We start from the raw sequence: 22,905 nt of genomic DNA, 5'->3' as shown, positions 1-22,905 counted from the left end.
GGCAAGGCCGCGCGCGCGGCGACACACTGTGGCCGCCCCATCCCCCATGGACCTTCCACGCATGAGCCTACGCCCCACTCCGCTGCGCCGCGTCGCCCGCCCCGGCCTGATTGCGCTGGCGCTGGCCGCGCCTTCCGTCGCCGCCGCGCAAGCCGACTCGGTGCCGGCCACGCCCGAGGCCTGCACCGCCATCACCGGCGACGCCGACCGCCTGGCCTGCTACGACAAGGCGCTGGGCCGGCAGGCGCCCAACACCCGCGCCGCCGACGTGGCCGCCAAGGAAGCCAAGGCGATCCAGCGCAACCTGGAACTGGCCGACCAGATCGAAGGACGCACGGAACCGGGGCAGACCGCCCCCGAACGCGCAGGGCGCATGGTCGGCGACCTGTACCCGAACGAGGCGCCGCTGGACAGCGCCATCGCCAACGCCGGCAAGGGCGGCCTGCTCGACAGCCGCTGGGAACTGGCCAAGGATTCCAAGCTGGGCGTGTTCAACTTCCGCGCCTACAAACCGGTGTACCTGCTGCCGGCGTTCTGGACCAGCGACGTCAACCAGACGCCCTACTCGCCCAATCCGCGCAACCAGGTGACGCAGCCGCAATCGCTGGACAGCGTGGAAGCCAAGTTCCAGCTCAGCTTCAAGACCAAGGCGGTGGAGAACCTGTTCGGCGACAACGGCGACATCTGGATGGGCTATACCCAGTCCTCGCGCTGGCAGGTCTACAACGGCGACAACTCGCGCCCGTTCCGCGAGACCAACTACGAACCCGAAGTGCTGCTGGTGTTCCGCAACAACTACCGCATCGGCGGCTGGAACGGGCGCATGGCGGCGATCGGCCTGAACCACCAGTCCAACGGCCGTGCCGATCCGTTCTCGCGCAGTTGGAACCGGGTGGTGGCCAACATCGGACTGGACCGCGAGAACTGGGCGCTGATGCTGCGGCCGTGGTGGCGCATCTCCGACGGCAACGACGACGACAACCCGGACATCGAGGACTACATCGGCCGCGGCGACCTGACCCTGGTGCACCGCCGCGGCGGGCACGAGTTCAGCCTGATGGCGCGGCATTCGCTGCGCGGCGGCGACCGTGCCCACGGCGCGGTGCAGTTCGACTGGGGCTTTCCGATCCACAACTCGCTGCGCGGCCACCTGCAGATCTTCGACGGCTACGGCGAGAGCCTGATCGACTATAACCACCGGGCCACCTACATCGGCCTGGGCGTGTCGCTGCTGGAATGGTACTGAGCGCACGAAACGCGCACGCGGTCACAGGCAGGGTCTCAAGCGCTGCAACGGTGCTGGGGTAGGCTCGATCCATCCCCCGCACACGAGACCGCCCCGATGAAAATGCGCCGCATCCTGTCGCTGGACGGCGGCGGCATCCGCGGACTGGTCAGCTGCCTGTGGCTGGACGGCGTGGAGCACGCGCTGCAACGCGCCGGCAAGCCGGACCTGCGCGGCAGCTTCGACCTGGTGGCCGGCAGTTCCACCGGCGCCATCGTCGCCGCCGGCCTGGCCGTGGGCCTGGCGCCGGCGGCCATGGCCGACCTGTACCGCGATCACCGCCACGCGATCTTCCCCGGCATGGCGCAACGGCTGTGGACGCGCGCGGGGCAGTTGCTCGAGGTCGGCGTGTCGGCGCCCAAGTACGACGCGCGCGGCCTGGAAGACGTGCTGCGCGCGGTGTTCGGCGAGACCCGCCTGGGCCAGGCCCAGCTGCCGTTGATGATCACCGCCTACGACACGATCTCGCGCGCGCCGGTGCTGTTCAAGAGCTTCAAGCCCGAGCACCAGGATCTGCCGCTGTGGGAGGTGTGCCGCGCCTCGTCGGCGGCGCCGACCTACTTCCCCGCCCATGCGATGCAGGTCGAGGGCGTGGACTGCGCCCTGATCGACGGCGGCGTGGTCGCCAACAACCCTACCGCCTGCGCGATCGCCGAGGCGCTGCGCAAGGACGCCCAGGTCGACAACAGCCGCGACCTGGTGGTGCTGTCGGTGGGCACCGGCGAGCGGACGCGCAGCATTCCGCTGGCGGCGGCGCGCGCATGGGGCGCGCTGGAATGGGCGGTGCCGATCATCGACGTGCTGTTCGACGGCAACACCGATTCGGTGGATTACATCGCCAGGCAGCTGGTCGGCGACGGCTATTTCCGCATGCAGGAACACCTGCATATCGGCCTGGACGATCTGGACGACACCAGCGCGACCAATCTGATCGCATTGGAGTTCATGGCCAAGGAGTACCTGGGCAAGCCGGGGACGCAGCAGATGCTGGAGCGGTTGTTGCGGCAGTTGTAGCTGCGCAGGAAGCGGAACTGGCGAAGCGAGTGCGGTGTGTCGCGCGCCCTCACCCCAACCCCTCTCCCGCAAGCGGGAGAGGGGCTAAAGCGGCGGCCTGTAAGCCCACGCCACCTCGATCGCAGGCGTGAGCGGGGACGTAGCGCCGATGCATTGCAACAGTCGCAGCGCGCGCTCTGGCGGCCGGCCGGTGCGCTAAGCTGGCGCCGCCGCGTTGCGGCGTACCGACCTGGCCTGCCCATGACCTCCGCCGTTGCCCGTCCCCGCCGTTCGTTCTTCGCCTACGCCTCGGCCCTGCTCGGCCTGCTCAGCCTGTTCGCGGTGCTGTGCTTCCACTATCCCGAGCTGCTGACCAGCAAGGAATTCCGCGCGGTCTATACCGAGGACTTCGCCCGTCACCTGCTGCTGGTCGGCCTGGTCGCGGCCTTCGCCCTGGGCACGCTGGCGATCCTGCGCGACCGCAACAAGCGCATCGCCCTGATCGGCGTGGGCGGCGCGACCCTGGCGGTGCTGCTGGGCGGCACCAACGTGCAGTTCGACGCGATCGGCCACACCCCCTACTCGCTGGGCCTGGACTGGTTCGTGATCTCGCTGTTCTTCTCGGCCCTGGTGTTCGTGCCGCTGGAGCACTACCTGGGCAAGCGCCGGATCTCGCCGCTGCGGCCGGGCTGGCGCACCGACGTGGCCTATTTCTTCATGAGCCACGTGCTGGTGCAGTTCATCCTGATCCTGGTCACCGCCTCCACCTCGACCATCGCCGGGCTGGCGGCCTTCCCCGGCCTGAAGGCGGCGATCCAGTCGCTGCCGGTGTGGGCGCAGTTCCTGATCGCGGTGTTCATCGCCGACCTGGCCCAGGCGCTGCTGCACCGCGCCTACCACAACATTCCCTGGCTCTGGCGCTTCCACGCCGTGCACCACTCCAGCCGCGAGATGGACTGGCTGGCCGGCTCGCGCATCCATTTCGTCGAGATCGTGCTCACCCGCAGCGCGGTGCTGCTGCCGCTGCTGATCCTGGGCTTCTCGACTCCGGCGGTGAACGCCTACGTGATCCTGGTGGGGCTGCAGGCGGTGCTGGCCCACGCCAACCTGGGCATCCGCTTCGGCTGGCTGGAATACCTGCTGGTGCTGCCGCGCTACCACCACTGGCACCACGCCCGGCAGTACGAGTACATCGACGTGAACTACGCCATCCACCTGCCGCTGGTGGACATGCTCATGGGCACCTTCAAGCTGCCGCGCGAACGCGACGCCTGGCCGCAGGAATACGGGGTGATGAAGCTGGAGACGGTGCCGCGCGGGATCGTGGAGCAGCACCTGATGCCGTTCCGTGGCGGCAAGACCTACGACGATCACGTGGCCTGAGATCGGCCCGAAACGCGACGAGGCCCGCAAGCGGGCCTCGTCGTCGGACTCGGGATGCGGCCGGCGAACTCAGGCCGGTTCCACCACCACCGGAATCTTGCCGATGCGCGCCTGCCATTCCTTGGGGCCGGTCTTGTGCACCGACTCGCCGGCGCTGTCCACAGCCACGGTCACCGGCATGTCCTGCACGGTGAATTCGTAGATCGCCTCCATGCCCAGATCGGCGAAGCCGACCACGCGCGAGGCCTTGATCGCCTTGGACACCAGGTAGGCCGCGCCGCCCACCGCCATCAGGTAGACCGACTTGTGCTTCTGGATCGCCTCGATCGCGGCCGGGCCGCGCTCGGCCTTGCCGACCATGCCCAGCAGGCCGGTCTGCGCCAGCACCTGCTCGGTGAACTTGTCCATGCGCGTGGCCGTGGTCGGGCCGGCCGGGCCCACGACTTCGTCGCGCACCGGATCGACCGGGCCGACGTAGTAGATGAAGCGGCCCTTGAAATCCACCGGCAGCGGCTCGCCCTTGTTGAGCATGTCGACCATGCGCTTGTGCGCGGCGTCGCGGCCGGTCAGCAGCTTGCCGTTGAGCAGCAGCACTTCGCCGGGCTTCCAGCCGGCGACGTCTTCGGCGGTGACCGTGTCCAGATCGACGCGGCGGCCCTTGGACGAGTCGTAGGTCAGCTGCGGCCAGTCCTCCAGCGAGGGCGGATCGAGCATGACCGGGCCGCTGCCGTCCAGGGTGAAATGCGCATGGCGGGTGGCCGCGCAGTTCGGGATCATCGCCACCGGCAGGTTGGCCGCGTGGGTCGGGTAGTCCTTGACCTTGATGTCCAGCACCGTGGTCAGGCCGCCCAGGCCCTGGGCGCCGATGCCCAGCGCGTTGACCTTCTCGTACAGCTCCAGGCGCAGCTCCTCGGCGCGGTTGCTGGCGCCGCGCGCCTGCAGCTCGGTGATGTCGATGGGCTCCATCAGCGATTCCTTGGCCAGCAGCATGGCCTTCTCGGCGGTGCCGCCGATGCCGATGCCGAGCATGCCCGGCGGACACCAGCCCGCGCCCATGGTCGGCACGGTCTTGAGCACCCAGTCGACGATGGAGTCGGAGGGGTTGAGCATGGCGAACTTGGACTTGGCCTCCGAGCCGCCGCCCTTGGCCGCGACGATCACCTCGACCGTGTTGCCCGGCACGACCTTGACGTTGACCACCGCGGGGGTGTTGTCTTTCGTGTTGGCGCGCTTGCCGGCCGGGTCGGCCAGCACGCTGGCGCGCAGCTTGTTGTCGGGGTGGTTGTAGGCGCGGCGCACGCCTTCGTTGACCATGTCCTCGACGCCCATCGTGGCGCCGTCCCAGCGCACGTCCATGCCGATGTCCAGGAACACGGTGACGATGCCGGTGTCCTGGCAGATCGGGCGGTGGCCCTCGGCGCACATGCGCGAGTTGATCAGGATCTGGGCGATCGCGTCCTTGGCCGCCGGGCTTTCCTCGCGCTCGTAGGCGGCAGCGAGGTTCCTGATGTAGTCGACCGGGTGGTAGTAGCTGATGTACTGCAGGGCGTCGGCGACGGACTGGATCAGGTCGTCCTGGCGGATGACGACGGGGCCGGTGGAGGCATGGGACGAAGAGGCGGTCACGGCGGGCGTTGGCTGGCGGTGGGGACGGCTATTCTACCCGTCCGGCCTGTCGCGCCGCCCAACGGGGCTTGCCCGCCGCACGCCCGCGACCGCCGCGCCGACGTCGATGCCCTTCGCCCCCTGGAGCCCGCATGCCCATCGTCAGCCACAATCCACCCGAGCTGTTCCCGCCCTACCGCGGCTACAGCCATGCCACCGAGGTCCGCGGCGATTCGCGTCTGCTGGTGATCAGCGGCCTGAACGGCTACCTCGCCGACGGCGTCACCCTGCCCGAGTCCTTCCAGGCGCAGGGCGATCTGATCTGGCAGTACATGGGCGCACTGCTGCGCTCGGCGGGCATGGACTACGGCCACCTGGTGTCGTTGCGCACCTATCTGGCCGATCCAGCCGACGACGAGGCCAATGTGCAACTGCGTTTGAAGTACCTGGGCGGGCACCGGCCGTCGTCGACCGTGATCTGCTGCCGTTTGCTGGATCCGCGCTGGAAGCTCGAAGTCGAGGCCATGGCCGCGACCTGAGCCTTCGCGCATCCGTGGGCCCCTGCGCCTTGCGCGCCGGGGCCAGGAAGACTCATTTCACCAATACTTCCGAGTTCGGCACGATCAGCACGCCGGAGAAGCCCATGGCGGCGACCGGCGCGCCCGTCGGCGCGATGGCGCGGATCAGGGTCTGCTGCTCGTCGCGGCGAACGTGTTCGTACTTGACCGCGGTGGCGAAGCGCGGCGACAGCGCTTCGACCATGATCTTGCTCTTGGCGAATTCGCCGGCCTGGCCTTCCAGGTCGCGCTGCATCACCGTGACGGTTTGCACGTAGGACTCGCGCAACTGCGCTTCCAGCGTGGCCAACTCCTCCGCCGGCAAGCCGGCGGTGGCCGCGGCCAGGGCCACGCGTTGCGGCAGCACGCGCGAGTAGCGGCCCTTCCAGCCGTCCAGGTCGACGTCGACGATGGTCCAGAAGATCAGGCGCTCCTGCTTGTCGCGGGTCACGAACAGGCTGGGCAGCAGCTTGGCTTCGCGCGTGGCCGCATCCGACGGCGGCAGCGCGTCCAGTGCGGCCTGCAATAGCGCGTCGGGCGCGAACGGCAGCTTGCCGCGCAGGGCTTCGGCCTCCTGCTTGGTGTTCTTCTGGATCGCCAGGGCGTTGGCGCCGGCACCGAACGGCCCCAGCAGCAGGCCGCCGGCCACGCCCATGCCGCCGAAGTCCTGGCGGTAGCCCACGCTGCGCGCTTCGTCCAGGTAGGCGAAACCGGACACGTCGGCCGGCGCCGCGCCGCGCGCGGCCAGCACGGGTTTCACCGCGCCCGGCGCGGAGGCCGGCGGCGGCAGCGCGTAGGCGATCTTGCGCGCGCTCGCGGGCGCGCTGACCAAGCCGATCGCCAGGATCAGCGCAAAGCTAAAAATTCTCATTGGTCCCCGGGTCGTGATGGTGCGGCGGCCCCGGCCTGCGCGGCATGCGCGGACCAGCCGCCGGCGTCGAAATCGCGCGGATTGTTCGGCCCCGCGCGCGCAGGCGTCAAGCGGCGTGCGGCGAACCGTGCGCGGGCTGCGGGAACGCGGGCTGTAGGAGCAGGTATTGCTGACAAAAGCTGTCAGCGGGCGGGGCTAGCCTGGCGCTCACTCCCCTCGCCTCCCCGGTATCGCCATGGCCTATCCCGTCACCGTTCTCCTGCATGGCGCCGGCCTGGGCGCCTGGGTCTGGCAGCCCGTGATCGAACGCATGGCCACGCCGGCGCTGGCCCTGGATGTGCCCGGCCGCCATGCCACCGCGACGCCGGAAGGCTGCGCGCGGGCGCTGGCGGCCGAACTGGACCGGCGCGGCATCGACGAGGTCGTGCTCGTCGCGCACTCGCTGGCCGGCGTGCTGGTGCCGGAGCTGGCCGTGCGCCTGGGCTCGCGCCTGCGCCATTGCGCGTACCTGGCCGCGGCGATCGCGCCGCCGGGCGGCGCCTTCGTCGATGCCTTGGGCGCGATCGACCGCACCTTGCTGCGCTTGTTGTTCCGCTTCAACCAGGACGGCCTCAAGCCCGGCGAACCGATGATCCGCAAGGAGCTGTGCAACGACCTGGACGAGGTCGCGGCGGCGCAGGTGGTGTCGCGCTACGCCGCCGAGTTTCCCGGGCTGTATCTGACACCGGTGCAAGCCCAGCCCGCGCGCGTGCCGTCCACCTATCTGCGCCTGTTGCGCGATCGCAGCCTGGCGCGGTCGCGTCAGGACGCGATGATCGCGCGCCTGCAACGCCCTGGAGTGCAAGACCTCGACGCCGGCCATCTGGCCATGCTGTCGGTGCCGGCGCAGCTGGCGCAAACGCTCACCGCGATCGCCCTGAGCGCCGGTACGGAGCGTGCCGCGGCCTGAAACAGCGATCGACGCAGTCCCTGCCGCTTTCACGAACTTTCGGCGCCGCCCAGGCACAATCCGGCTCATGTCCTTGCCCGCCGATGCCGTCCCACCCGCCGCCGGGCCCAAGCCCGGCCGCAGCTCCGGCAAACCCAGCTTGCGCGAACGCTTCGACGCGCTGCGCAACCTGCCGCCGTTCCTGCGCCAGATCTGGAGCACCAGCCCGGCGCTGACCTTGGCCACGCTGGGCCTGCGCCTGATCCGCGCGTTCCTGCCCATCGCCACGCTGTACGTGGGCAAGCTCATCATCGACGAGGCGGTGCGCCTGGTCGCGGCCGGCGCGGCGTTCGAATCGGTCAGCGCCGCGCTCGACAGCGGCCAGCTCAACACCCTGCTCGGCCTGCTCGCGCTGGAGTTCGGCCTGGCCATAGGCTCGGACCTGCTCGGCCGTTTGATCAGCTACGGCGACGGGCTGCTGTCGGAACTGTTCACCAACGCCACCAGCGTGCGGCTGATGGAGCACGCGGCCACGTTGGACCTGGAGGATTTCGAAGACCCCGAGCTGCAGGACAAGCTGGACCGCGCGCGGCGCCAGACCATGGGCCGGATGAACCTGATGAGCCAGCTGTTCGGCCAGGTCCAGGACGCCATCACCGTGGTCAGCTTCGCCATCGGCCTGCTGGTCTATGCGCCATGGCTGATCCTGCTGCTGGCGGTGGCGCTGGTGCCGGCTTTCGTCGGGGAGGCGCACTTCAATGCGCTGGGCTATTCGCTCAACTTCGCCTGGACGCCGGAACGCCGCCAGTTGGAGTACGTGCGGCAGATGGGCGCCAGCGTGGAGACCGCGAAGGAGGTGAAAATCTTCAACCTCCACCGCTACCTGATCGCCAAGTACCGCGAGCTGGCCGACAAGTTCTTCCTGGCCAACCGCTCGCTGGCGCGGCGGCGGGCGTTCTGGGGCACCCTGCTCGCGGCGCTGGGCACGCTGGGCTATTACGTGGCCTATGCCTACATCGCCTGGCGCACGGTCAAGGGCGATTTCAGCATCGGCGACCTGACCTTCCTGGCCGGCAGCTTCCGCCGCCTGCGACAGTTGCTGGAAGGGCTGCTGGTGGGCTTCTCGCAGGTCGCGGGACAAGCGCTGTACTTGGACGATCTGTTTTCGTTCTTCGAGATCGAACCCGAGATCGTCTCGCCGGCCAATCCGCTGCCGGTGCCGCAGCCGATCGCGCGCGGTTTCGTGTTCGAGAACGTGGGCTTCCGTTACCCCGACGCCGAGCGCTGGGCGCTGCGTGGATTGGACTTCGAATTGCGCGCCGGCGAAGTGCTGGCCCTGGTCGGCGAGAACGGCGCCGGCAAGACCACCCTGGTCAAGCTGCTGGCGCGGCTGTACGACCCCGACGAAGGCCGCATCCTGCTCGACGGCCGCGACCTGCGCGACTACGACCTGGACGAATTGCGCGCCAGCATCGGCGTGATCTTCCAGGACTTCGTGCGCTACCACCTCACCGCCGGCGAGAACATCGGCGTCGGCCAGATCGACGCCATGGACGACCGCGAGCGCATCCGCAGCGCCGCGCGCCGCGCGCTGGCCGACCAGGTCATCGAGACGCTGCCGCAGGGTTACGACCAGCAGATCGGCCGCCGCTTCAAGACCGGCGTGGACCTGTCCGGCGGCCAGTGGCAGAAGATCGCGATCGCCCGCGCCTACATGCGCGACGCGCAGGTGATGATCCTGGACGAACCCACCGCGGCACTGGACGCGCGTTCGGAGTTCGAGGTATTCCAGCGTTTCAAGGAACTGTCCGACGAGCGCACCGCGGTGCTGATCTCGCACCGCTTCAGCAGCGTGCGCATGGCCGACCGCATCCTGGTGCTGGCCGAAGGCCGCCTGGAAGCCAGCGGCACTCATGCGCAATTGCTGGCGCAAGGCGGGCGCTACGCCGAACTGTTCGAACTGCAAGCCGCCGGTTACCGCTAAGGAGATTCCCGCATGCCGTTACGCCCCCGCCCCCTGCTGCTCACGCTGGCGCTGATCGCCGCGCTCAGCGCCTGCGACCGCAGCGCCGCGCAAGCCGATACCGCCGCCGCGCGGCCGGCACCGAAGCAGCAAACCGGCCACCCGGTGTCCAGCGCGCTGGGCCGGGTCCAGGTCACCGAGGTCGCCACCGGCCTGGAGCACCCGTGGGGCGTGGCCCTGCTGCCCGACGGCGGCTTCTTGGTCACCGAACGCGCCGGCCGCCTGCGCCGGGTGAGCGCCGACGGCGCGGTGTCGGCGCCGCTGGCGAACGTGCCGGCGGTCTGGCACGAGGGCCAGGGCGGTCTGCTCGACGTGGTGCTGGCACCGGACTTCGCCAGCAGCAAGCGCATCTATCTCAGCTACGCCGAACCCGGCCCCAACGGCAGCGCCGGCACCGCGGTCGCCTCGGCCGTGCTCGGCGATGCCGCGCTGAGCGAGGTCAAGGCGATCTATCGTCAGGAACCCAAGCTGGAAGGACCCAACCATTTCGGTTCGCGCATCGCCTTCGACCGAGAAGGCAGGCTTTACATCAGCCAGGGCGAGCGGCAGAAGCGCATGGCCTCGCAGGACCTGCAGGCCTTGCAGGGCAAGCTGGTGCGGCTGAATCCCGACGGCAGCGTGCCGGCCGACAATCCCTATGTCGGCCGTCAGGACGCGCGGCCGGAAGTCTGGAGCTACGGTCACCGCAACATGCAGTCGCTGGCCACCGACCCGCGCACCGGGCGCATCTGGGAGGCCGAGCACGGCCCGCGCGGCGGCGACGAGATCAACCTGCCCGAAGCCGGCAAGAACTACGGTTGGCCGATCATCACCCACGGCATCGACTACAGCGGCCTGCCGATCTCCGAAGCCGAAGGCAAGGAGAAGCCCGGCATGGAGGCGCCCTACCACGTGTGGGAGAAGTCGCCGGGCCTGTCGGGCATGGCCTTCTACACCGGCCTGCCGGATTCGCCTTGGAACGACAGCCTGTTCCTGGGCGCGCTGGCCGACGGCAGCCTGATCCGGCTGAGCCTGGACGGCGACAAGATCGTCAAGGAAGAACGCTTGCTCAAGGAACTGGGCTGGCGCATCCGCGACGTGCGCGTGAGCGCGGACGGGAAGGTGTATGTGTTGACCGACGAGAAGGATGGGAAGTTGCTGCGGGTGGAGCCGCCGGTTAAGGGCTGAGCTGCGGATGGATACGCGAGTTGCGCGGCGGTTTGCTGCTGCGTGTGCCCTCACCCCAACCCCTCTCCCGCAAGCGGGAGAGGGGCTAAAGCAAAGCGGCGTCGGATTCATCCCCTCTCCCGCTTGCGGGAGAGGGCCAGGGTGAGGGGGTGAGCGCAACGCGCGAATGCTCTTGATCCTCGCTCGGGCCCCGAACTCGCCGTACCAATAGAAGACCCGTAGGGCGGCGCACAGGACGTGCGCCGTTTTTCGCTGGCACAGGATGTGCCATCGAAAAATCCCCGCGCAAACTCCGATCTCGCACGGGAGCTTTGGGGCAGCGTTTTTCTTTGGTTACTTTCTTTTGACGCTTATCAAAAGAAAGTGACCCGGCCGCTTGCGGACGGAAGCTGTTGCTGTTGCTTCTGAAGACACACCCAAAGAACTTCGCGAGTTCGGAGCTGATCGCGGCTCACGCCGCTCCTACAGAAAGCACATCCCGCAGAGAACGAAGCGTTAGTCGTAGGTGAGGATTCGCGGTCGCAGCTTGCGCAGCTCCTACAGGGGTGGCCGCGGCGTTCGTCGTAATTGTTGGGTCGCGGTCGCGGCTTACGCCGCTCCTACCCCACAGCGGTGCGCCGGCGCCCTGCTAGGGGAGCACCGGCGTCCGCCGTGCAGGCTCAGGACTTCTGCTTGGCCCGCGCGAATGCATCCGCCAACGCTCCGCCCATCGGGGCGTTGCCCTTGCCCGCCGGCGCGAACGATCCGCCGCGCGACGGCGCATCGCGGCGCGGGCCGCGCGTGTCGCCGCGCCCCGCATGGCCGCGTTCGGCGCGGTCGGCACCGGCCGGACGCGGTGCCGGCACCGCGTCGTCGAGACGGCGCGTGAGCGCGATGCGCTTGCGCGGCAGGTCCACTTCCAACACCCGCACCTTGACCACGTCGCCGGCCTTGACCACTTCGCGCGGGTCCTTGACGTACTTGTCCGACAGCGCCGAGATGTGGATCAGGCCGTCCTGGTGCACGCCGATGTCGACGAAAGCGCCGAACGCGGCCACGTTGCTGATCACGCCTTCCAGGATCATGCCGACCTTGAGGTCCTTGAGCTCCTCCACGCCGTCGGCGAACTTGGCCGCCTTGAACTCGGGGCGCGGGTCGCGGCCCGGCTTTTCCAGCTCCTTGAGGATGTCGCGCACCGTGGGCACGCCGAAGGTCTCGTCGGTGAACGGCTCGGGCCTGAGCCCGCGCACGAACTGCGGATCGCCGAGCAGCTGCTTCACCTCGCGGCCGCACTGCTTCACGATGCGCTCGACCACCGGATAGGCCTCCGGATGCACGGCCGAGGCGTCCAGCGGCTGATCGCCGTCGACGATGCGCAGAAAGCCCGCGCACTGCTCGAACGTCTTGTCGCCCAAACGCGGCACCTTGAGCAGATCCTTGCGGCTCTTGAACGGGCCGTGGTCGTCGCGGTGGCGGACGATGTTCTCGGCCACGGTGGACGATAGGCCCGACACCCGCGCCAGCAGCGCGGCCGAAGCGGTGTTCACGTACACGCCGACCGCGTTCACGCAGTCCTCGACCTTGGCGTCGAGCGCGCGCGCCAGCCGGTACTGGTCCACGTCGTGCTGGTACTGGCCCACGCCGATGGCCTTGGGCTCGATCTTGACCAGCTCGGCCAGCGGGTCCTGCAGGCGCCGCGCGATCGACACCGCGCCGCGCAGGCTCACGTCCAGGCCGGGGAATTCCTTGGCCGCGAACTCCGAAGCCGAGTACACCGAGGCGCCGGCCTCGCTGACCACCACCTTGGTCAGCTTGAGCTCGGGCGCGAGCTTGATCAGGTCGCCGGCGAGCTTGTCGGTCTCGCGCGAGGCGGTGCCGTTGCCGATCGCGATCAGCTCCACGCCGTGCCTGGCGCACAGCGCGCGCAGGGTGTGCAGCGACTGATCCCACTGCCGGCGCGGCTCGTGCGGGTAGATGGTGTCGGTGGCCACCAGCTTGCCGGTGGCGTCGACCACCGCGACCTTGACGCCGGTGCGCAGGCCCGGGTCCAGGCCGAGCACGGCGCGCGGGCCGGCCGGCGCGGCCAGCAGCAGGTCCTTGAGGTTGTCGCCGAACACATCGATGGCCTCGGCCTCGGCCTTCTCGCGCGCCTGGCCGAACAGGTCCAGCAGCAGATGCAGGTGCAGCTTGGCGCGCCAGGTCATGCGGCAGGCGTCGAGCAGCCAGCGGTCGGCGGCGCGGCCGCGGTCGCTAACGCCGGCATGCAGCGCCACCCGGCCTTCGCCGTAGGCATGGCCCGCGGCCGAGTCGGCGGTGGGCTCCAGGTCCAGGTACAGCACTTCCTCGCGGCGCGCGCGGAACAGCGCCAGCAGCCGGTGCGAAGGGATCTTGGCCAGCGCTTCGGCGTGGTCGAAGTAGTCGCGGTACTTGGCGCCTTCGTTCTCCTTGCCCTCGACCACGCGCGCGCGGATCTGGCCCTGCGCGTGCAGCCAGGTGCGCAGCTCGCCGACCAGCGCGGCGTCCTCGCCCCAGCGCTCCATCAGGATCGCGCGCGCGCCTTCGAGCGCGGCCTTGCTGTCGGCGACCTGCTTTTCTTCGCTGACGAAACCGGCGGCGTAGGTCTCCGGGTCCAGGGTGGGATCGGCGAGCAGGCCGTCGGCCAAGGGCTCCAGGCCGGCCTCGCGCGCGATCTGCGCCTTGGTCCGGCGCTTGGGCTTGTACGGCAGGTACAGGTCTTCCAGGCGCGCCTTGCTGTCGGCGGCCTCGATGTCGGCGCGCAGGGCGTCGGTCATCTTGCCCTGTTCCTCGATGCTGGCCAGCACCGCGGCGCGGCGGTCTTCCAGTTCGCGCAGGTAGCGCAGGCGGCTTTCCAGGTCGCGCAGTTGGGTGTCGTCCAGGCCGCCGGTGACTTCCTTGCGGTAGCGCGCGATGAAGGGCACGGTGGCGCCCTCGTCGAGCAGGGCGATAGCGGAGCGGGCCTGGGCGGGTTGCGCGCCGATCTCGGCGGCTATGGTGCGGGCGATCTGTTCGGCGATCTGCGCTTGCGACTTCGTCGTGTCTTGCATTGATTCCAATTCGGTCTGGCCCCCGCTCGCTGCGGGTGTCGGACCGATTGTCGCAACGCACGCCGGCAGGGGAAACCCGTTGACAGCGGCGGCGGAAACCGGGTCGGCCCCGTCCCCGCCCAAGATGAGAGTCAATCTCATCAATCGGCTACAATGCGCGCCCGGCTCCACTCCCCCTGCCCCGCATGTCCTCCGCCTTTGGCACCGAGACGGTGCTGGACGTCCGTCACTGGACCGACGACTACTTCAGCTTCACCACCACCCGCGACGACGGTTTCCGCTTCGACAACGGCCAGTTCGTGATGATCGGACTGCAGTTGCCGCAGGCGGACGGCTCGTCCAAGCCGCTGCTGCGCGCCTATTCCATCGCCAGCGCGAACTGGGAGGAGCAGTTGGAGTTCTTCAGCATCAAGGTGCCGGGCGGCCCGCTGACCTCGCGGCTGAAGGAGATCCGGCCCGGCGACCCGGTGCTGATCGGGCGCAAGCCCACCGGCACCCTGCTGATCCACGACCTGCACCCGGGCCGCAACCTGTATCTGCTGGGCACCGGCACCGGCTTCGCGCCGTGGCTGTCGGTGATCAAGGACCCGGAGACCTACGAGCGCTTCGAAAACGTGGTGCTCTGCCACGGCGTGCGCAACGAGCAGGACCTGGCCTACCGCGACTACATCGTCAACGAACTGCCGCACCACGAGTTCCTGGGCGAGCAGATCGCGGCCAAGCTCAAGTACTACCCGGCCGTGACCCGCCACGACTTCGCGTTCCAAGGCCGCGACCAGCGCGGCCGTTTGACCGAGCTGATGGGCAGCGGGCGGATGATGGAACAACTGGGCCTGGCCCCGCTGGACGCCGAGCACGACCGCGCCATGATCTGCGGCGGCCCGCAGATGCTGGCCGACTTCCGCGCCCTGCTCGACGGCCGCGGCTTCGCCGCGGCGCCGCGCATCGGCACGCCGGGCCAGTACGTGTACGAGCGCGCCTTCGTCGAGAAGTGAGGCGCGCCGCGCCGGCTAGGCCGCGCGGCGCTCCTGCCGCAGCGCGCCGCGGTAGCGCCGGCTGCAGGGAATGCGGGTGCCGTCGCGCATGGTGATGCGCGCATCGCCGCTTTCCAGCGGCTCGATCTCGCCGACGCAATCCAGGTTGACCATGTAGGAGCGGTGCACGCGGACGAAGCGCGCCGGGTCCAGCTGCGCCTCGATCGTGGCCATGGTGGTGCGCAGCGGATAGTCGCGCCCGCGCAGGTGCAGGTTGACGTAGTTGGCCGAGGCTTGCAGCCATTCGACCTCGGCCGCGGCGACCAGGAATTCCTTGCCCAGCTTGCGTACCAGGAAGCGCTCGGGGCGCTCGGGCAGCGCCGGCTCGGGCAGGTCGTCCGGCGGTGCCAGCAGGCTGGCTTCGCCCTGCCAGCGCCGCATCAGCAGGCGGTAGGCCTCGATCCACAACACCATATAAACGTAGGACCGCACGTCCTTCAGGTACTCGTAGACATAGCCCAGGCCCCAGGAGCCGAAGTCGTAGGACTCGCCCAGGCCGGCGTAGACCAGCTTGCGCAGGCCCACCATCAGGCTCACGTGCAGCATCGACCAGACCACGCTGCCCAGCAGGTGCAGGGCCAGCGCCCGCGGCCAGGTGTCGAAGCGCAGCGGCACCCGGCGGGTGAACCACACCAGGGCCGGCACCAGGCACAGCGCGACCAGGCAGCTGCTGCCCTCCCAGATCGCCGGCGCCCAGTCCGGGATGTCCAGGCCGACGCGGTGGATGTCGATGATGGTGGTCAGGGTGCCGCCGACCGCGTTGGCGGCGAACAGCAGCACCCAGCTGGCGACCTCGGCGGTGCGCCGCCAGGGCTGGTAGCGGTCCCAGGCGGTGGGCGGGGCGACCGGTCGCGCGGGCGGGATGGCGGCGTCGGCGTCGGTGGCCGCGTCAGGGGCGTAGCTCATGCGCGCATTCTCGCCTGCGCGGGCCGGTTGGCGGCAACCGGCCGTCCCCGCGGCCCGCAATTCGTCCCTGCCGGCCCTCCGCCGGTCACTTGGCGGCTGCGCCGGCGGGCCGCAGGAACGAATTTGCGTGCACCGCCCATCGCACGGACCCGCCATGCAACGCCGCCACGACATCGACGCCCTGCGCGCGATCGCCTTCGCCCTGCTGATCCTCTACCACTGCGCCATGCTGTACGTGGCCGAGTGGGACTGGCACCTCAAGAGCACCCACCTGTCCGAACCGCTGCAGATCCCGATGCTGTTCGTGAACCGCTGGCGCATGGACCTGATCTTCCTGATCTCGGGCCTGTCGGTGCACTTCCTGCTGCGCGGCACCTCGCTGGGCCGCTTCGTGGTCCAGCGCAGCTGGCGCCTGCTGCTGCCGCTGACCTTCGGCTGCCTGGTCGTGGTGCCGATCCAGCCCTATGCCCAGGGCGTGGCCAACGGCCTGGTCGAGCCGGGCTTCGTCGACTTCCTGCTGCGCTACTACCAGTTCCAGCCCTGGCCCCAGGACGCCTTCGACGGCTGGGAGTACGGCTTCACCTGGAACCACCTGTGGTACCTGGCCTACCTGTGGGTCTACACGATCGTGCTGGCCGCTCTGCTGCCGCTGTTCCGCAACCGCGTCGGCCGCCGCCTGCACGCCCTGGTGGCCGGGCTGCGCGGCTGGAAGCTGGCGATCCTGCCGGCGCTGCCGCTGGCCGTGGCGACCATGCTGCTGCAGCCGCATTTCGAGGAAACCGGCGACCTGATCCACGACTGGTACCGCCACGCGATCTACTTCAGCGTGTTCCTGTACGGCTATTGGCTGGGCAACGACCGCGGCCTGTGGCAGGAGTTGGTGCGGCTGCGCAAGTGGACCCTGAGCCTGGCCCTGGGCCTGTTCGGCTTCTACCTGACCCTGGTGCTGGTGCTGCCCGACGAGATTCCGAACCTGCTGCAGAACAGCCTGTGGCTGCTGCGCAACCTGTACATCTGGTTCGCGATCTCGGCCATCCTGGGCTGGAGCCATGCCCTGCTCAACCGCCCGTTCCGCTGGCTGCCCTGGGCCAACGAGGCGGTCTACCCCTGGTACGTGCTGCACCAGAGCCTGACCGTGCTGATCGCCTACTGGATCCTGCCCTGGCAGCTGGGCCCGGTGAGCGAACCGGCGATCGTGGTGGCGGGCACGGTGCTGGGGTGCTGGGGGCTGCACGAAATCATCCGCCGCGTACCGCTGCTGCGTCCCTGCTTCGGGCTGAAGATGCGGCCGCGGGAGACGGTGAAGGCGGTGGCGCCGGCGCAACTGCAGGCGGCTAACGACCTGGCGTAAGCGACTGTGGGAGCGGCTGCCGATTTTGACTTGGGGTAGGAGCGGCGTAAGCCGCGACCCGGAAATCCGAACGGCGGCGAAGGTTTCGCGGCAGCTGCCTGTCGCGGTCGCGGCTCACGCCGCTCCTACCCCAAAGCTGCGCCCCTTTGCAGGCTCAGCCCAGCGCCTTCTCGATGTCGCCGGCGATCGATTCGGGCTTGTCGGTGGGGGCGTAGCGCTTGATCACCTTGCCGTCGCGGCCGACCAGGAACTTGCTGAAATTCCACTTGATCGCGTCGATGCCGAGGAAGCCGCCCTTCTCGTCCTTCAACCACTTCCACAGCGGGTGCGCCTTGTCGCCGTTGACGTCGATCTTGGCGTACATGGTGAAGCTCACGTCGTAGGTCAGCGAGCAGAATTCCTTGATCTCGGCTTCGTCGCCCGGCTCCTGGTGGCCGAACTGGTCGCAGGGAAAGCCCAGCACCTCGAAGCCCTGCGCCTGGTACTTGCGCTCCAACTGCTCCAGGCCGGTGTACTGCGGGGTGAAGCCGCACTGCGAGGCGACGTTGACGATCAGCAGCACCTTGCCGCGGTATTCGTCCAGCGAACGCGGCCGGCCGTCGATGTCGGTGGCGGTGAAGTCGTAGGCGGTGGTCATGGGGCAGGCTCCACGGGGATTGCACGAACGATAGCGCGTTGCCGTCGGGGGCGCGCAAAAACGAACGGCCCGCACTGGGCGGGCCGTCCGGTCTTGCGATGGCGGGGCGGCCAGCCGCCCTGCCCGGCCTCAGAAGCCGGCCTTGAACTCCACGCCCACCACGCGCGGCTCGTTGACGAAGCCGGTCAGGTTGTTGAAGTCGATCGCGCCCACCGCCTGCACCTTGTCCAGGATGTTGCGGCCGTACAGGGCCAGCTCGTACTTGCCGTTGTCCCAGCCGTAGCCCACGCGCAGGCCGCCTTCCAGCAGGGCCTTGCCGCGGAACTCCTTGGCCTCGTACAGGAAGAAGTTCACTTCGCTGCGGTAAGCCCAGTCGGTGTAGACGAAGAACTCGCCGTCGTCGCCCACCGGCAGCGAGTAGCGAGCGGTCAGGTTGTAGACCCACTTGGGGGCCTGCGGCAGCGGGTTGCCGTTGATGCGCGCCAGGCCGCCCACGACGGGATCGGTCACGGTGCACATGCCGCTGCCGCACGGAGCCACGGCCAGGTCGCGGTCCTGGATCTCGGTCTTGTTGTAGCTGGCGCCGAAGGTGAGCATCAGGTTGTCGGTCAGGTAGGTGTCGAAGTCCACTTCGAAACCCTGGCCCACGGTCTTGTCGGCGTTGAGCAGGATGGTCTGGTTCAGCGCGCCGCCCACGGCGTTGAGTTGCTGGTCGTCGACGGTGTAATGGAACACCGCGAAGCCCAGGCGCGCGCGCTTGTCCCACAGGTCGGCCTTGACGCCGGCCTCATAGGAAATCACTTCCTCGGCCGCAGCCACCGACGGACGCGGCGGGTTCTGGAACAGCAGGCGGCCCTGGATCGACGGCGCACGGAAGCCCTTGGCCACGCGCGCGTACAGGTTCACGTCCTCGCTGGCCTGGTAGACCGCGCTCAGGTCCCAGCTCACGTCGTCGACGTCGGTGCGCTCGCGGAACGGGCCCGACACCGGCGCACCGAACGGCGCGCTTTCCAGCACGCTGGCGCTGAAGTCCTTCTCGTCCTGGGTGTAGCGCAGGCCGCCGCGCAGGGTCAGCCGGTCGGTGACCTTGTAGTCCAGCGAGCCATAGGCGGCCCAGGCCTTGTTGCGCTGCTGCTGCTGCGCCCAGCCGGCCTGCACGCCGCCGGCCAGGGTGTCGTAGTTGAAGCTGTCGACGGTGATGTCCTCGTCGAAGTAGAACAGGCCGGCCTGCCAGTTCAAGGGGCCGGCGTAGTTCGACTCCAGGCGGAACTCCTGCGTCCACTGGCGATGGTCGGGCAGGCCGTCGGCCGATTCGGCGGTGAACGGGATCACGCCGGGGCCGGAGGGCGGCGCGAACACCGCGCCCACGCCGCCGTCGATGTCGCCGCGGCTCAGCGATTCCACGCTCTCGTAGCCGGTGATCGAGTACAGGGTCAGGTCGTTGCCGAAGTCCCAGCTCAGGCGCGCGCTGGCGCCGAACGCGTCCAGGGTCTGGTAGTTGCGGCCGTCGATGGCGATCTTCTCTTCGTCGAAGCCGTCGACCAGGTCGTTGCTGCCGGGCTTGAAGATGTTGGCGCGGAACAGGCGCGCGGTGCCGTTGAGGTGGCGCGCGTGCACGTTGAACAGCGCGTGGAAGGTGTCGCTGCCGTCGTACTGCAGCTGCACGCGCGCGGCCGACTCGTCGTAGCCTTCCAGCTTGGGATTGCTGCGCGCGTTGAGGTTGGTGTTGGTCACCCACTCGTCGCGGCGCTGGTACAGCACCGAGGCGCGCGCCGACCAGTTCGGGCCCAGCGGTCCGCTGATCGCGCCTTCGATATTGGTGGTGCCGTGGGTGCCGTAGGCGATCTGGCCGTAGCCTTCCAGCTCGCGCGTGGGCTTGGCCGATTCGAACTTGACCACGCCGGCCGGGGTGTTGCGGCCGAACAGCGTGCCCTGCGGGCCGCGCAGCAGCTCCACGTTCTCCATGTCGAACACCGGGAAGCCCTTCAGCAGCGGGTTTTCCAGGACCACGTCGTCGTACACCAGCGACACCGGCTGCGAGGCGTTGAGGTCGAAGTCGGTGTTGCCCAGGCCGCGGATGTAGAAGCGCGGGAAGGCGCGGCCGAACGAGGACTCGATGTTCAGGCTGGGCAGGCGGCCGGACAGGAAGCGGATGTCGCCGCCGCCGGAACCGAGCACGTGCAGCTTCTCGGCGTCCACGGTGGTCAGCGCCATCGGCACGTCCTTGGCGCGCTCGACCCGGCGCTGCGCGGTGACCATCAGCGCGTCCAGGGTCTTGGCGTCGGTTTCGGCGGCGGGCGCCGGGTCGGCGCTGGCGGGCGCGTCCTGCGCGAAGGCGGCGGCGGAGGTCAGGCTGATCGCGACGGCGATGGCAAGGGCATGGCTGCGGGGAGCACGGACGTGCTGGCGCATGGCTGGCGTTCTCGTTGGAAGGCGGCCCGGGACGGGGGCGCGCGGGTTCGGAGCAAGCCGCGCCGGCACACAGGTGCGACGCGGCGGCGGGGGGACTGCGACCTCGGGTCTCCGACCGTCCCCTGACGGCCGTATGGCGCGGACTGCCCGCGCCGGTGCGGTTCGTTGACGCCGTGAATGTTACCAAACCATTAAAAGAGCACGTACTCAGGGGTACGTGGCTTGGCCGGCCGATGGCGGCGCGTCGGGTGAGCCGTCCTCGAGAAAGCACGGATAAGCAATTGAATTATTTTGATTTCAGTTGCAGCCGCCATTCCGACAACTTCGCATTGCCCCCTGTAGGAGCGGCGCAAGCCGCGACCGGGATGCCGCGCATGGCCGCGTCGGTTGCCCGGCCGTTCGTATTTCAGGGTCGCGGCTTGCGCCGCTCCTACCCCGAGAGTGCGAGGGAACCGGGCGGTTGTGGGAGCGGCGTGAGCTGCGATTTCGTCCCGGATGGGGAAATCGCGACTTACGTCGCTCCCACAGAAAGCAAGAGTGGAAAGCGCGGCTTACTGCGCGCCCACCGGCACCGGCGCGGCGAAGGGCTTGATGCCCAGGGCCTCGTCGATCTCGCTGGGGTAATAGGCCACGTCGCCGCGCACCACCAGCGCCACCTTGCGGATGTCGGCGATGTCGGCGGTCGGGTCGCCGTCGACCAGGATCAGGTCGGCGCGCTTGCCCGGCGTGATCGAGCCGCGGTTGTCCAGGGTGCGCGAGTACTTGGCGCCGTTCCAGGTCGCCACCTGCAAGGCCTGCGACGGGGTCATGCCGGCCTGCACGTACAGTTCCAGCTCGCGCTGCAGGGTGAAGCCGGGGATCGCGTCGGTGCCGGCCACGATCGGCACGCCGGCCTTGTACAGGCGGCCGACGAACTCGACCAGCTTCTCGTAGGACCGGTTGTAGCGCGCGGCGGTGGCGTCGTCGGGGATGTTCATCTCGGCCACGCGCAGGCCGCGCTGCAGGTCCGGCGGCAGGTTCGGCGCCACCGCGGCATAGGCCTGCGACAGCTCGCCTGGGCGCTGGCGCAGGAAGTCGAAGGTGGTCAGGGTGGGATCGATCACCGTCTGCCTCGAAGCCAGCAGGGCGATGAAGTCCTGCACCGGCTTGGAATCGAAATCCAGGTCGGCGGTCTTGTCGGCCACCAGATAGAAGCGCGTCAGCGTGCGGGTGTCGGTCTTGTCGTCGACGAAGAAGTTCAGCAGCACCTGGTTGATGTGCTGGATCTCGTCGTAGCCCTGCTCCACCACGTCCTGCGCGCGCATGAACGCCGGCACGTGACCGCTCACGCGCAGGCCCTTGCTGTGGGCGTAGGCGGCGGTGTCGCGCAGCAGGTCCTTGGGGAAGGAGTTGTAGATCTTGACCTGCGGGTAGCCGTGTTCGGCGTACCAGTCCACCGCCTTCTTGGCGTCGTCCAGGGTCTTGATGACGAAGCCGTTGCGCGCCGAGAAGTTGCTCTCGCCCTCGATGAAACCGGCCGGCACCACGTCCGGCGCCATCAGCTTGCCGGCGCGGATGTCGGCCATCATCTGCTGCAGGTTGGTGTTGTCGTTGCCCATGTCGCGCACGGTCGTCACGCCTGCGGCCAGGTGCAGGCCGCCGTCCCAGCGGGTGATGTGGCCGTGCATGTCGAACAGGCCCGGCAGCAGCACCTTATTGTTCGCGTCGATGGTGCGGTCGGCCTTGACCTTGGTCGCGCCGGCGGCTTCCACCGAGACGATCTTGCCGTCGCGCAGCAGCACGTCCGAGGCCGGACCGAGCTTGGCGTGCTCGCTGTCGAACACGCGCGCGTTGCGGATCAGGGTGCTGCCGGCGATGGCGTGACCCAGGCGCTGGCGCAGGTCCACCAGGGCCTCGCCCTCGGCCGTTTTCTGCCGCGCTTCCAGCGCGTCGGCGTTGCCCTGCCAGCCCTCTTCGATCAGCTGCAGGAAGCCCGGGAAGATGAAGGCGAACAGGCGCGGGTTCTCGCCCTGGGTGGCCCAGGCGAAGGTCGGGGTCAGGCCCACGCCGGTCATCGCCACCAACTGCACGGTCTGGCTCTTGCCGTCGCGCTGCACCTGCGCCTCGGCGACCTTGCGCACGCTCAAAGTTCCGCTGGGAATCAGCGGCAGCTTGCCGTCGCTGCGCTTGCTCAGCGCGGCCAGGGCCACGCTGAAGCCGGCCGGCGTGCCGCCCAGCGGCGAGTACTGGCTGCCCGGCGCCAGCGCCTGCTCGCCCTGGTCGGAGGTCGACTTCCAATGCGCCTTGCCGCCCTCGATCCAGAAGCGCTCGTCCACCGGCGCGCCGAAGGTCGAGGTGCCCTTGACCGCGTAGCTGCGGTAGGTGCCGTCCGCGCCCAGGGTGTAGGTCTCCTTGAGCTCCGGGCCGCGGCCGTTGTCCTTGAAGATGAAGTCCACGCTGACGCTGCCGTCGTCGGCCTGGGTCACGGTCTGGTGACCGGCCTGCTTGCCGCCGTCGACCAGGGCCAGGTAGCGCGTGGTTTCGGCGGCCAGGGCGTTGGCGGCCAGACCCAGACTCAGGCACAAGCCCAGGGCGATGCGGGTGAGGGAGCGCGGGGCTGGGTTCATCGTCGTCTCGCTGTCCTTGGGGGTGATGGGATGACGCTGCCGGCGCGGCGCATGTGACCGCGCGGATCGGGCGACGGGGTACCGATACCGCCGCGCAGGCGAC

Annotated in this window: 16 protein-coding genes; 9 read left to right on the top strand and 7 right to left on the bottom strand. The window is 69.0% G+C overall.

Features of this window, described 5'->3' with window-relative positions:
* The first annotated feature begins 61 nt into the window (after positions 1–61).
* The 3 genes from DX914_RS03860 to DX914_RS03850 all read left to right on the top strand — a co-directional run bounded on the left by DX914_RS03860 (position 62) and on the right by DX914_RS03850 (position 3,661).
* Positions 62–1,246, top strand: a complete 1,185-nt coding sequence (locus DX914_RS03860; protein WP_115857732.1) for a phospholipase A — start codon at positions 62–64, stop codon at positions 1,244–1,246.
* 96 nt (positions 1,247–1,342) lie between these two features.
* Positions 1,343–2,299: a patatin-like phospholipase family protein gene (locus DX914_RS03855; protein ID WP_115857731.1), complete on the top strand. Its 957-nt coding sequence runs from the start codon at positions 1,343–1,345 to the stop codon at positions 2,297–2,299.
* Positions 2,300–2,539: 240 nt separating this feature from the next.
* Positions 2,540–3,661: a sterol desaturase family protein gene (locus tag DX914_RS03850; protein WP_115857730.1), complete on the top strand. Its 1,122-nt coding sequence runs from the start codon at positions 2,540–2,542 to the stop codon at positions 3,659–3,661.
* Positions 3,662–3,730: 69 nt separating this feature from the next.
* Here the strand turns inward: DX914_RS03850 and DX914_RS03845 are convergent, their stop codons facing one another.
* Entirely contained in the window at positions 3,731–5,287 is a 1,557-nt protein-coding gene (locus DX914_RS03845; protein ID WP_231118135.1) for a fumarate hydratase, read from the bottom strand.
* 131 nt (positions 5,288–5,418) lie between these two features.
* On the opposite strand from DX914_RS03845, the gene DX914_RS03840 reads away from it, so the two are divergent.
* The gene (locus DX914_RS03840) at positions 5,419–5,805 is read left to right on the top strand and encodes a RidA family protein (protein WP_115857729.1); all 387 of its coding nucleotides are present in this window, start codon (positions 5,419–5,421) and stop codon (positions 5,803–5,805) included.
* Positions 5,806–5,857: 52 nt separating this feature from the next.
* On the opposite strand, the gene DX914_RS03835 is transcribed toward DX914_RS03840, so the two are convergent.
* The gene (locus DX914_RS03835; RefSeq protein WP_115857728.1) at positions 5,858–6,694 is read right to left on the bottom strand and encodes a hypothetical protein; all 837 of its coding nucleotides are present in this window, start codon (positions 6,692–6,694) and stop codon (positions 5,858–5,860) included.
* A 235-nt stretch (positions 6,695–6,929) separates the two neighbouring features.
* Here DX914_RS03835 and DX914_RS03830 point away from each other — a divergent pair, with 235 nt between their 5' ends.
* From DX914_RS03830 to DX914_RS03820, 3 genes are all read left to right on the top strand, one after another.
* Positions 6,930–7,643 carry an alpha/beta fold hydrolase gene (locus tag DX914_RS03830; protein WP_115857727.1) on the top strand — a complete coding sequence of 238 codons (714 nt, stop codon included), beginning with the start codon at positions 6,930–6,932 and terminating at the stop codon, positions 7,641–7,643.
* A 67-nt stretch (positions 7,644–7,710) separates the two neighbouring features.
* A complete protein-coding gene (locus DX914_RS03825) occupies positions 7,711–9,606 on the top strand; it encodes an ABC transporter ATP-binding protein (protein ID WP_115857726.1) in 1,896 nt (631 codons plus the stop codon).
* 12 nt (positions 9,607–9,618) lie between these two features.
* On the top strand, positions 9,619–10,812 hold the full coding sequence (locus DX914_RS03820) for a PQQ-dependent sugar dehydrogenase (RefSeq protein WP_115857725.1): 1,194 nt from the start codon (positions 9,619–9,621) through the stop codon (positions 10,810–10,812).
* A 659-nt stretch (positions 10,813–11,471) separates the two neighbouring features.
* Here the strand turns inward: DX914_RS03820 and DX914_RS03815 are convergent.
* Positions 11,472–13,856 carry a Tex family protein gene (locus DX914_RS03815; protein ID WP_115857724.1) on the bottom strand — a complete coding sequence of 795 codons (2,385 nt, stop codon included), beginning with the start codon at positions 13,854–13,856 and terminating at the stop codon, positions 11,472–11,474.
* 185 nt (positions 13,857–14,041) lie between these two features.
* On the opposite strand from DX914_RS03815, the gene DX914_RS03810 reads away from it, so the two are divergent.
* A complete protein-coding gene (locus tag DX914_RS03810) occupies positions 14,042–14,851 on the top strand; it encodes a ferredoxin--NADP reductase (protein WP_115857723.1) in 810 nt (269 codons plus the stop codon).
* 15 nt (positions 14,852–14,866) lie between these two features.
* Here DX914_RS03810 and DX914_RS03805 read toward each other — a convergent pair whose 3' ends face one another.
* Positions 14,867–15,796 carry a LytTR family DNA-binding domain-containing protein gene (locus DX914_RS03805; RefSeq protein ID WP_115857722.1) on the bottom strand — a complete coding sequence of 310 codons (930 nt, stop codon included), beginning with the start codon at positions 15,794–15,796 and terminating at the stop codon, positions 14,867–14,869.
* 154 nt (positions 15,797–15,950) lie between these two features.
* On the opposite strand from DX914_RS03805, the gene DX914_RS03800 reads away from it, so the two are divergent.
* A complete protein-coding gene (locus DX914_RS03800) occupies positions 15,951–17,147 on the top strand; it encodes an acyltransferase family protein (RefSeq protein ID WP_115857721.1) in 1,197 nt (398 codons plus the stop codon).
* Positions 17,148–17,301: 154 nt separating this feature from the next.
* On the opposite strand, the gene DX914_RS03795 is transcribed toward DX914_RS03800, so the two are convergent.
* The 3 genes from DX914_RS03795 to DX914_RS03785 all read right to left on the bottom strand — a co-directional run bounded on the left by DX914_RS03795 (position 17,302) and on the right by DX914_RS03785 (position 22,802).
* Complete coding sequence (locus DX914_RS03795; RefSeq protein WP_115857720.1) at positions 17,302–17,784, bottom strand: glutathione peroxidase; 483 nt, start codon at positions 17,782–17,784, stop codon at positions 17,302–17,304.
* Between the two features lie 129 nt (positions 17,785–17,913).
* Positions 17,914–20,196: a TonB-dependent receptor gene (locus DX914_RS03790; RefSeq protein ID WP_115857719.1), complete on the bottom strand. Its 2,283-nt coding sequence runs from the start codon at positions 20,194–20,196 to the stop codon at positions 17,914–17,916.
* 551 nt (positions 20,197–20,747) lie between these two features.
* Positions 20,748–22,802, bottom strand: a complete 2,055-nt coding sequence (locus tag DX914_RS03785; RefSeq protein ID WP_115857718.1) for an amidohydrolase family protein — start codon at positions 22,800–22,802, stop codon at positions 20,748–20,750.
* Positions 22,803–22,905: the final 103 nt, after the last annotated feature.

This window comes from Lysobacter silvisoli, assembly GCF_003382365.1.
GTDB lineage: Bacteria > Pseudomonadota > Gammaproteobacteria > Xanthomonadales > Xanthomonadaceae > Lysobacter > Lysobacter silvisoli.
The sequence above is the reverse complement of the archived record's forward strand: the minus strand, read 5'-3'. Positions and strand labels throughout refer to the sequence as shown.

Coding starts and splice junctions, on each gene's coding strand:
- DX914_RS03835 (WP_115857728.1), bottom strand. CDS start 6,694: ATGAGAATTTTTAGCTTTGCGCTGATCCTGGCGATCGGCTTGGTCAGC.
- DX914_RS03795 (WP_115857720.1), bottom strand. CDS start 17,784: ATGACCACCGCCTACGACTTCACCGCCACCGACATCGACGGCCGGCCG.
- DX914_RS03805 (WP_115857722.1), bottom strand. CDS start 15,796: ATGAGCTACGCCCCTGACGCGGCCACCGACGCCGACGCCGCCATCCCG.
- DX914_RS03825 (WP_115857726.1), top strand. CDS start 7,711: ATGTCCTTGCCCGCCGATGCCGTCCCACCCGCCGCCGGGCCCAAGCCC.
- DX914_RS03790 (WP_115857719.1), bottom strand. CDS start 20,196: ATGCGCCAGCACGTCCGTGCTCCCCGCAGCCATGCCCTTGCCATCGCC.
- DX914_RS03840 (WP_115857729.1), top strand. CDS start 5,419: ATGCCCATCGTCAGCCACAATCCACCCGAGCTGTTCCCGCCCTACCGC.
- DX914_RS03785 (WP_115857718.1), bottom strand. CDS start 22,802: ATGAACCCAGCCCCGCGCTCCCTCACCCGCATCGCCCTGGGCTTGTGC.
- DX914_RS03820 (WP_115857725.1), top strand. CDS start 9,619: ATGCCGTTACGCCCCCGCCCCCTGCTGCTCACGCTGGCGCTGATCGCC.
- DX914_RS03860 (WP_115857732.1), top strand. CDS start 62: ATGAGCCTACGCCCCACTCCGCTGCGCCGCGTCGCCCGCCCCGGCCTG.
- DX914_RS03830 (WP_115857727.1), top strand. CDS start 6,930: ATGGCCTATCCCGTCACCGTTCTCCTGCATGGCGCCGGCCTGGGCGCC.
- DX914_RS03850 (WP_115857730.1), top strand. CDS start 2,540: ATGACCTCCGCCGTTGCCCGTCCCCGCCGTTCGTTCTTCGCCTACGCC.
- DX914_RS03815 (WP_115857724.1), bottom strand. CDS start 13,856: ATGCAAGACACGACGAAGTCGCAAGCGCAGATCGCCGAACAGATCGCC.
- DX914_RS03855 (WP_115857731.1), top strand. CDS start 1,343: ATGAAAATGCGCCGCATCCTGTCGCTGGACGGCGGCGGCATCCGCGGA.
- DX914_RS03810 (WP_115857723.1), top strand. CDS start 14,042: ATGTCCTCCGCCTTTGGCACCGAGACGGTGCTGGACGTCCGTCACTGG.
- DX914_RS03800 (WP_115857721.1), top strand. CDS start 15,951: ATGCAACGCCGCCACGACATCGACGCCCTGCGCGCGATCGCCTTCGCC.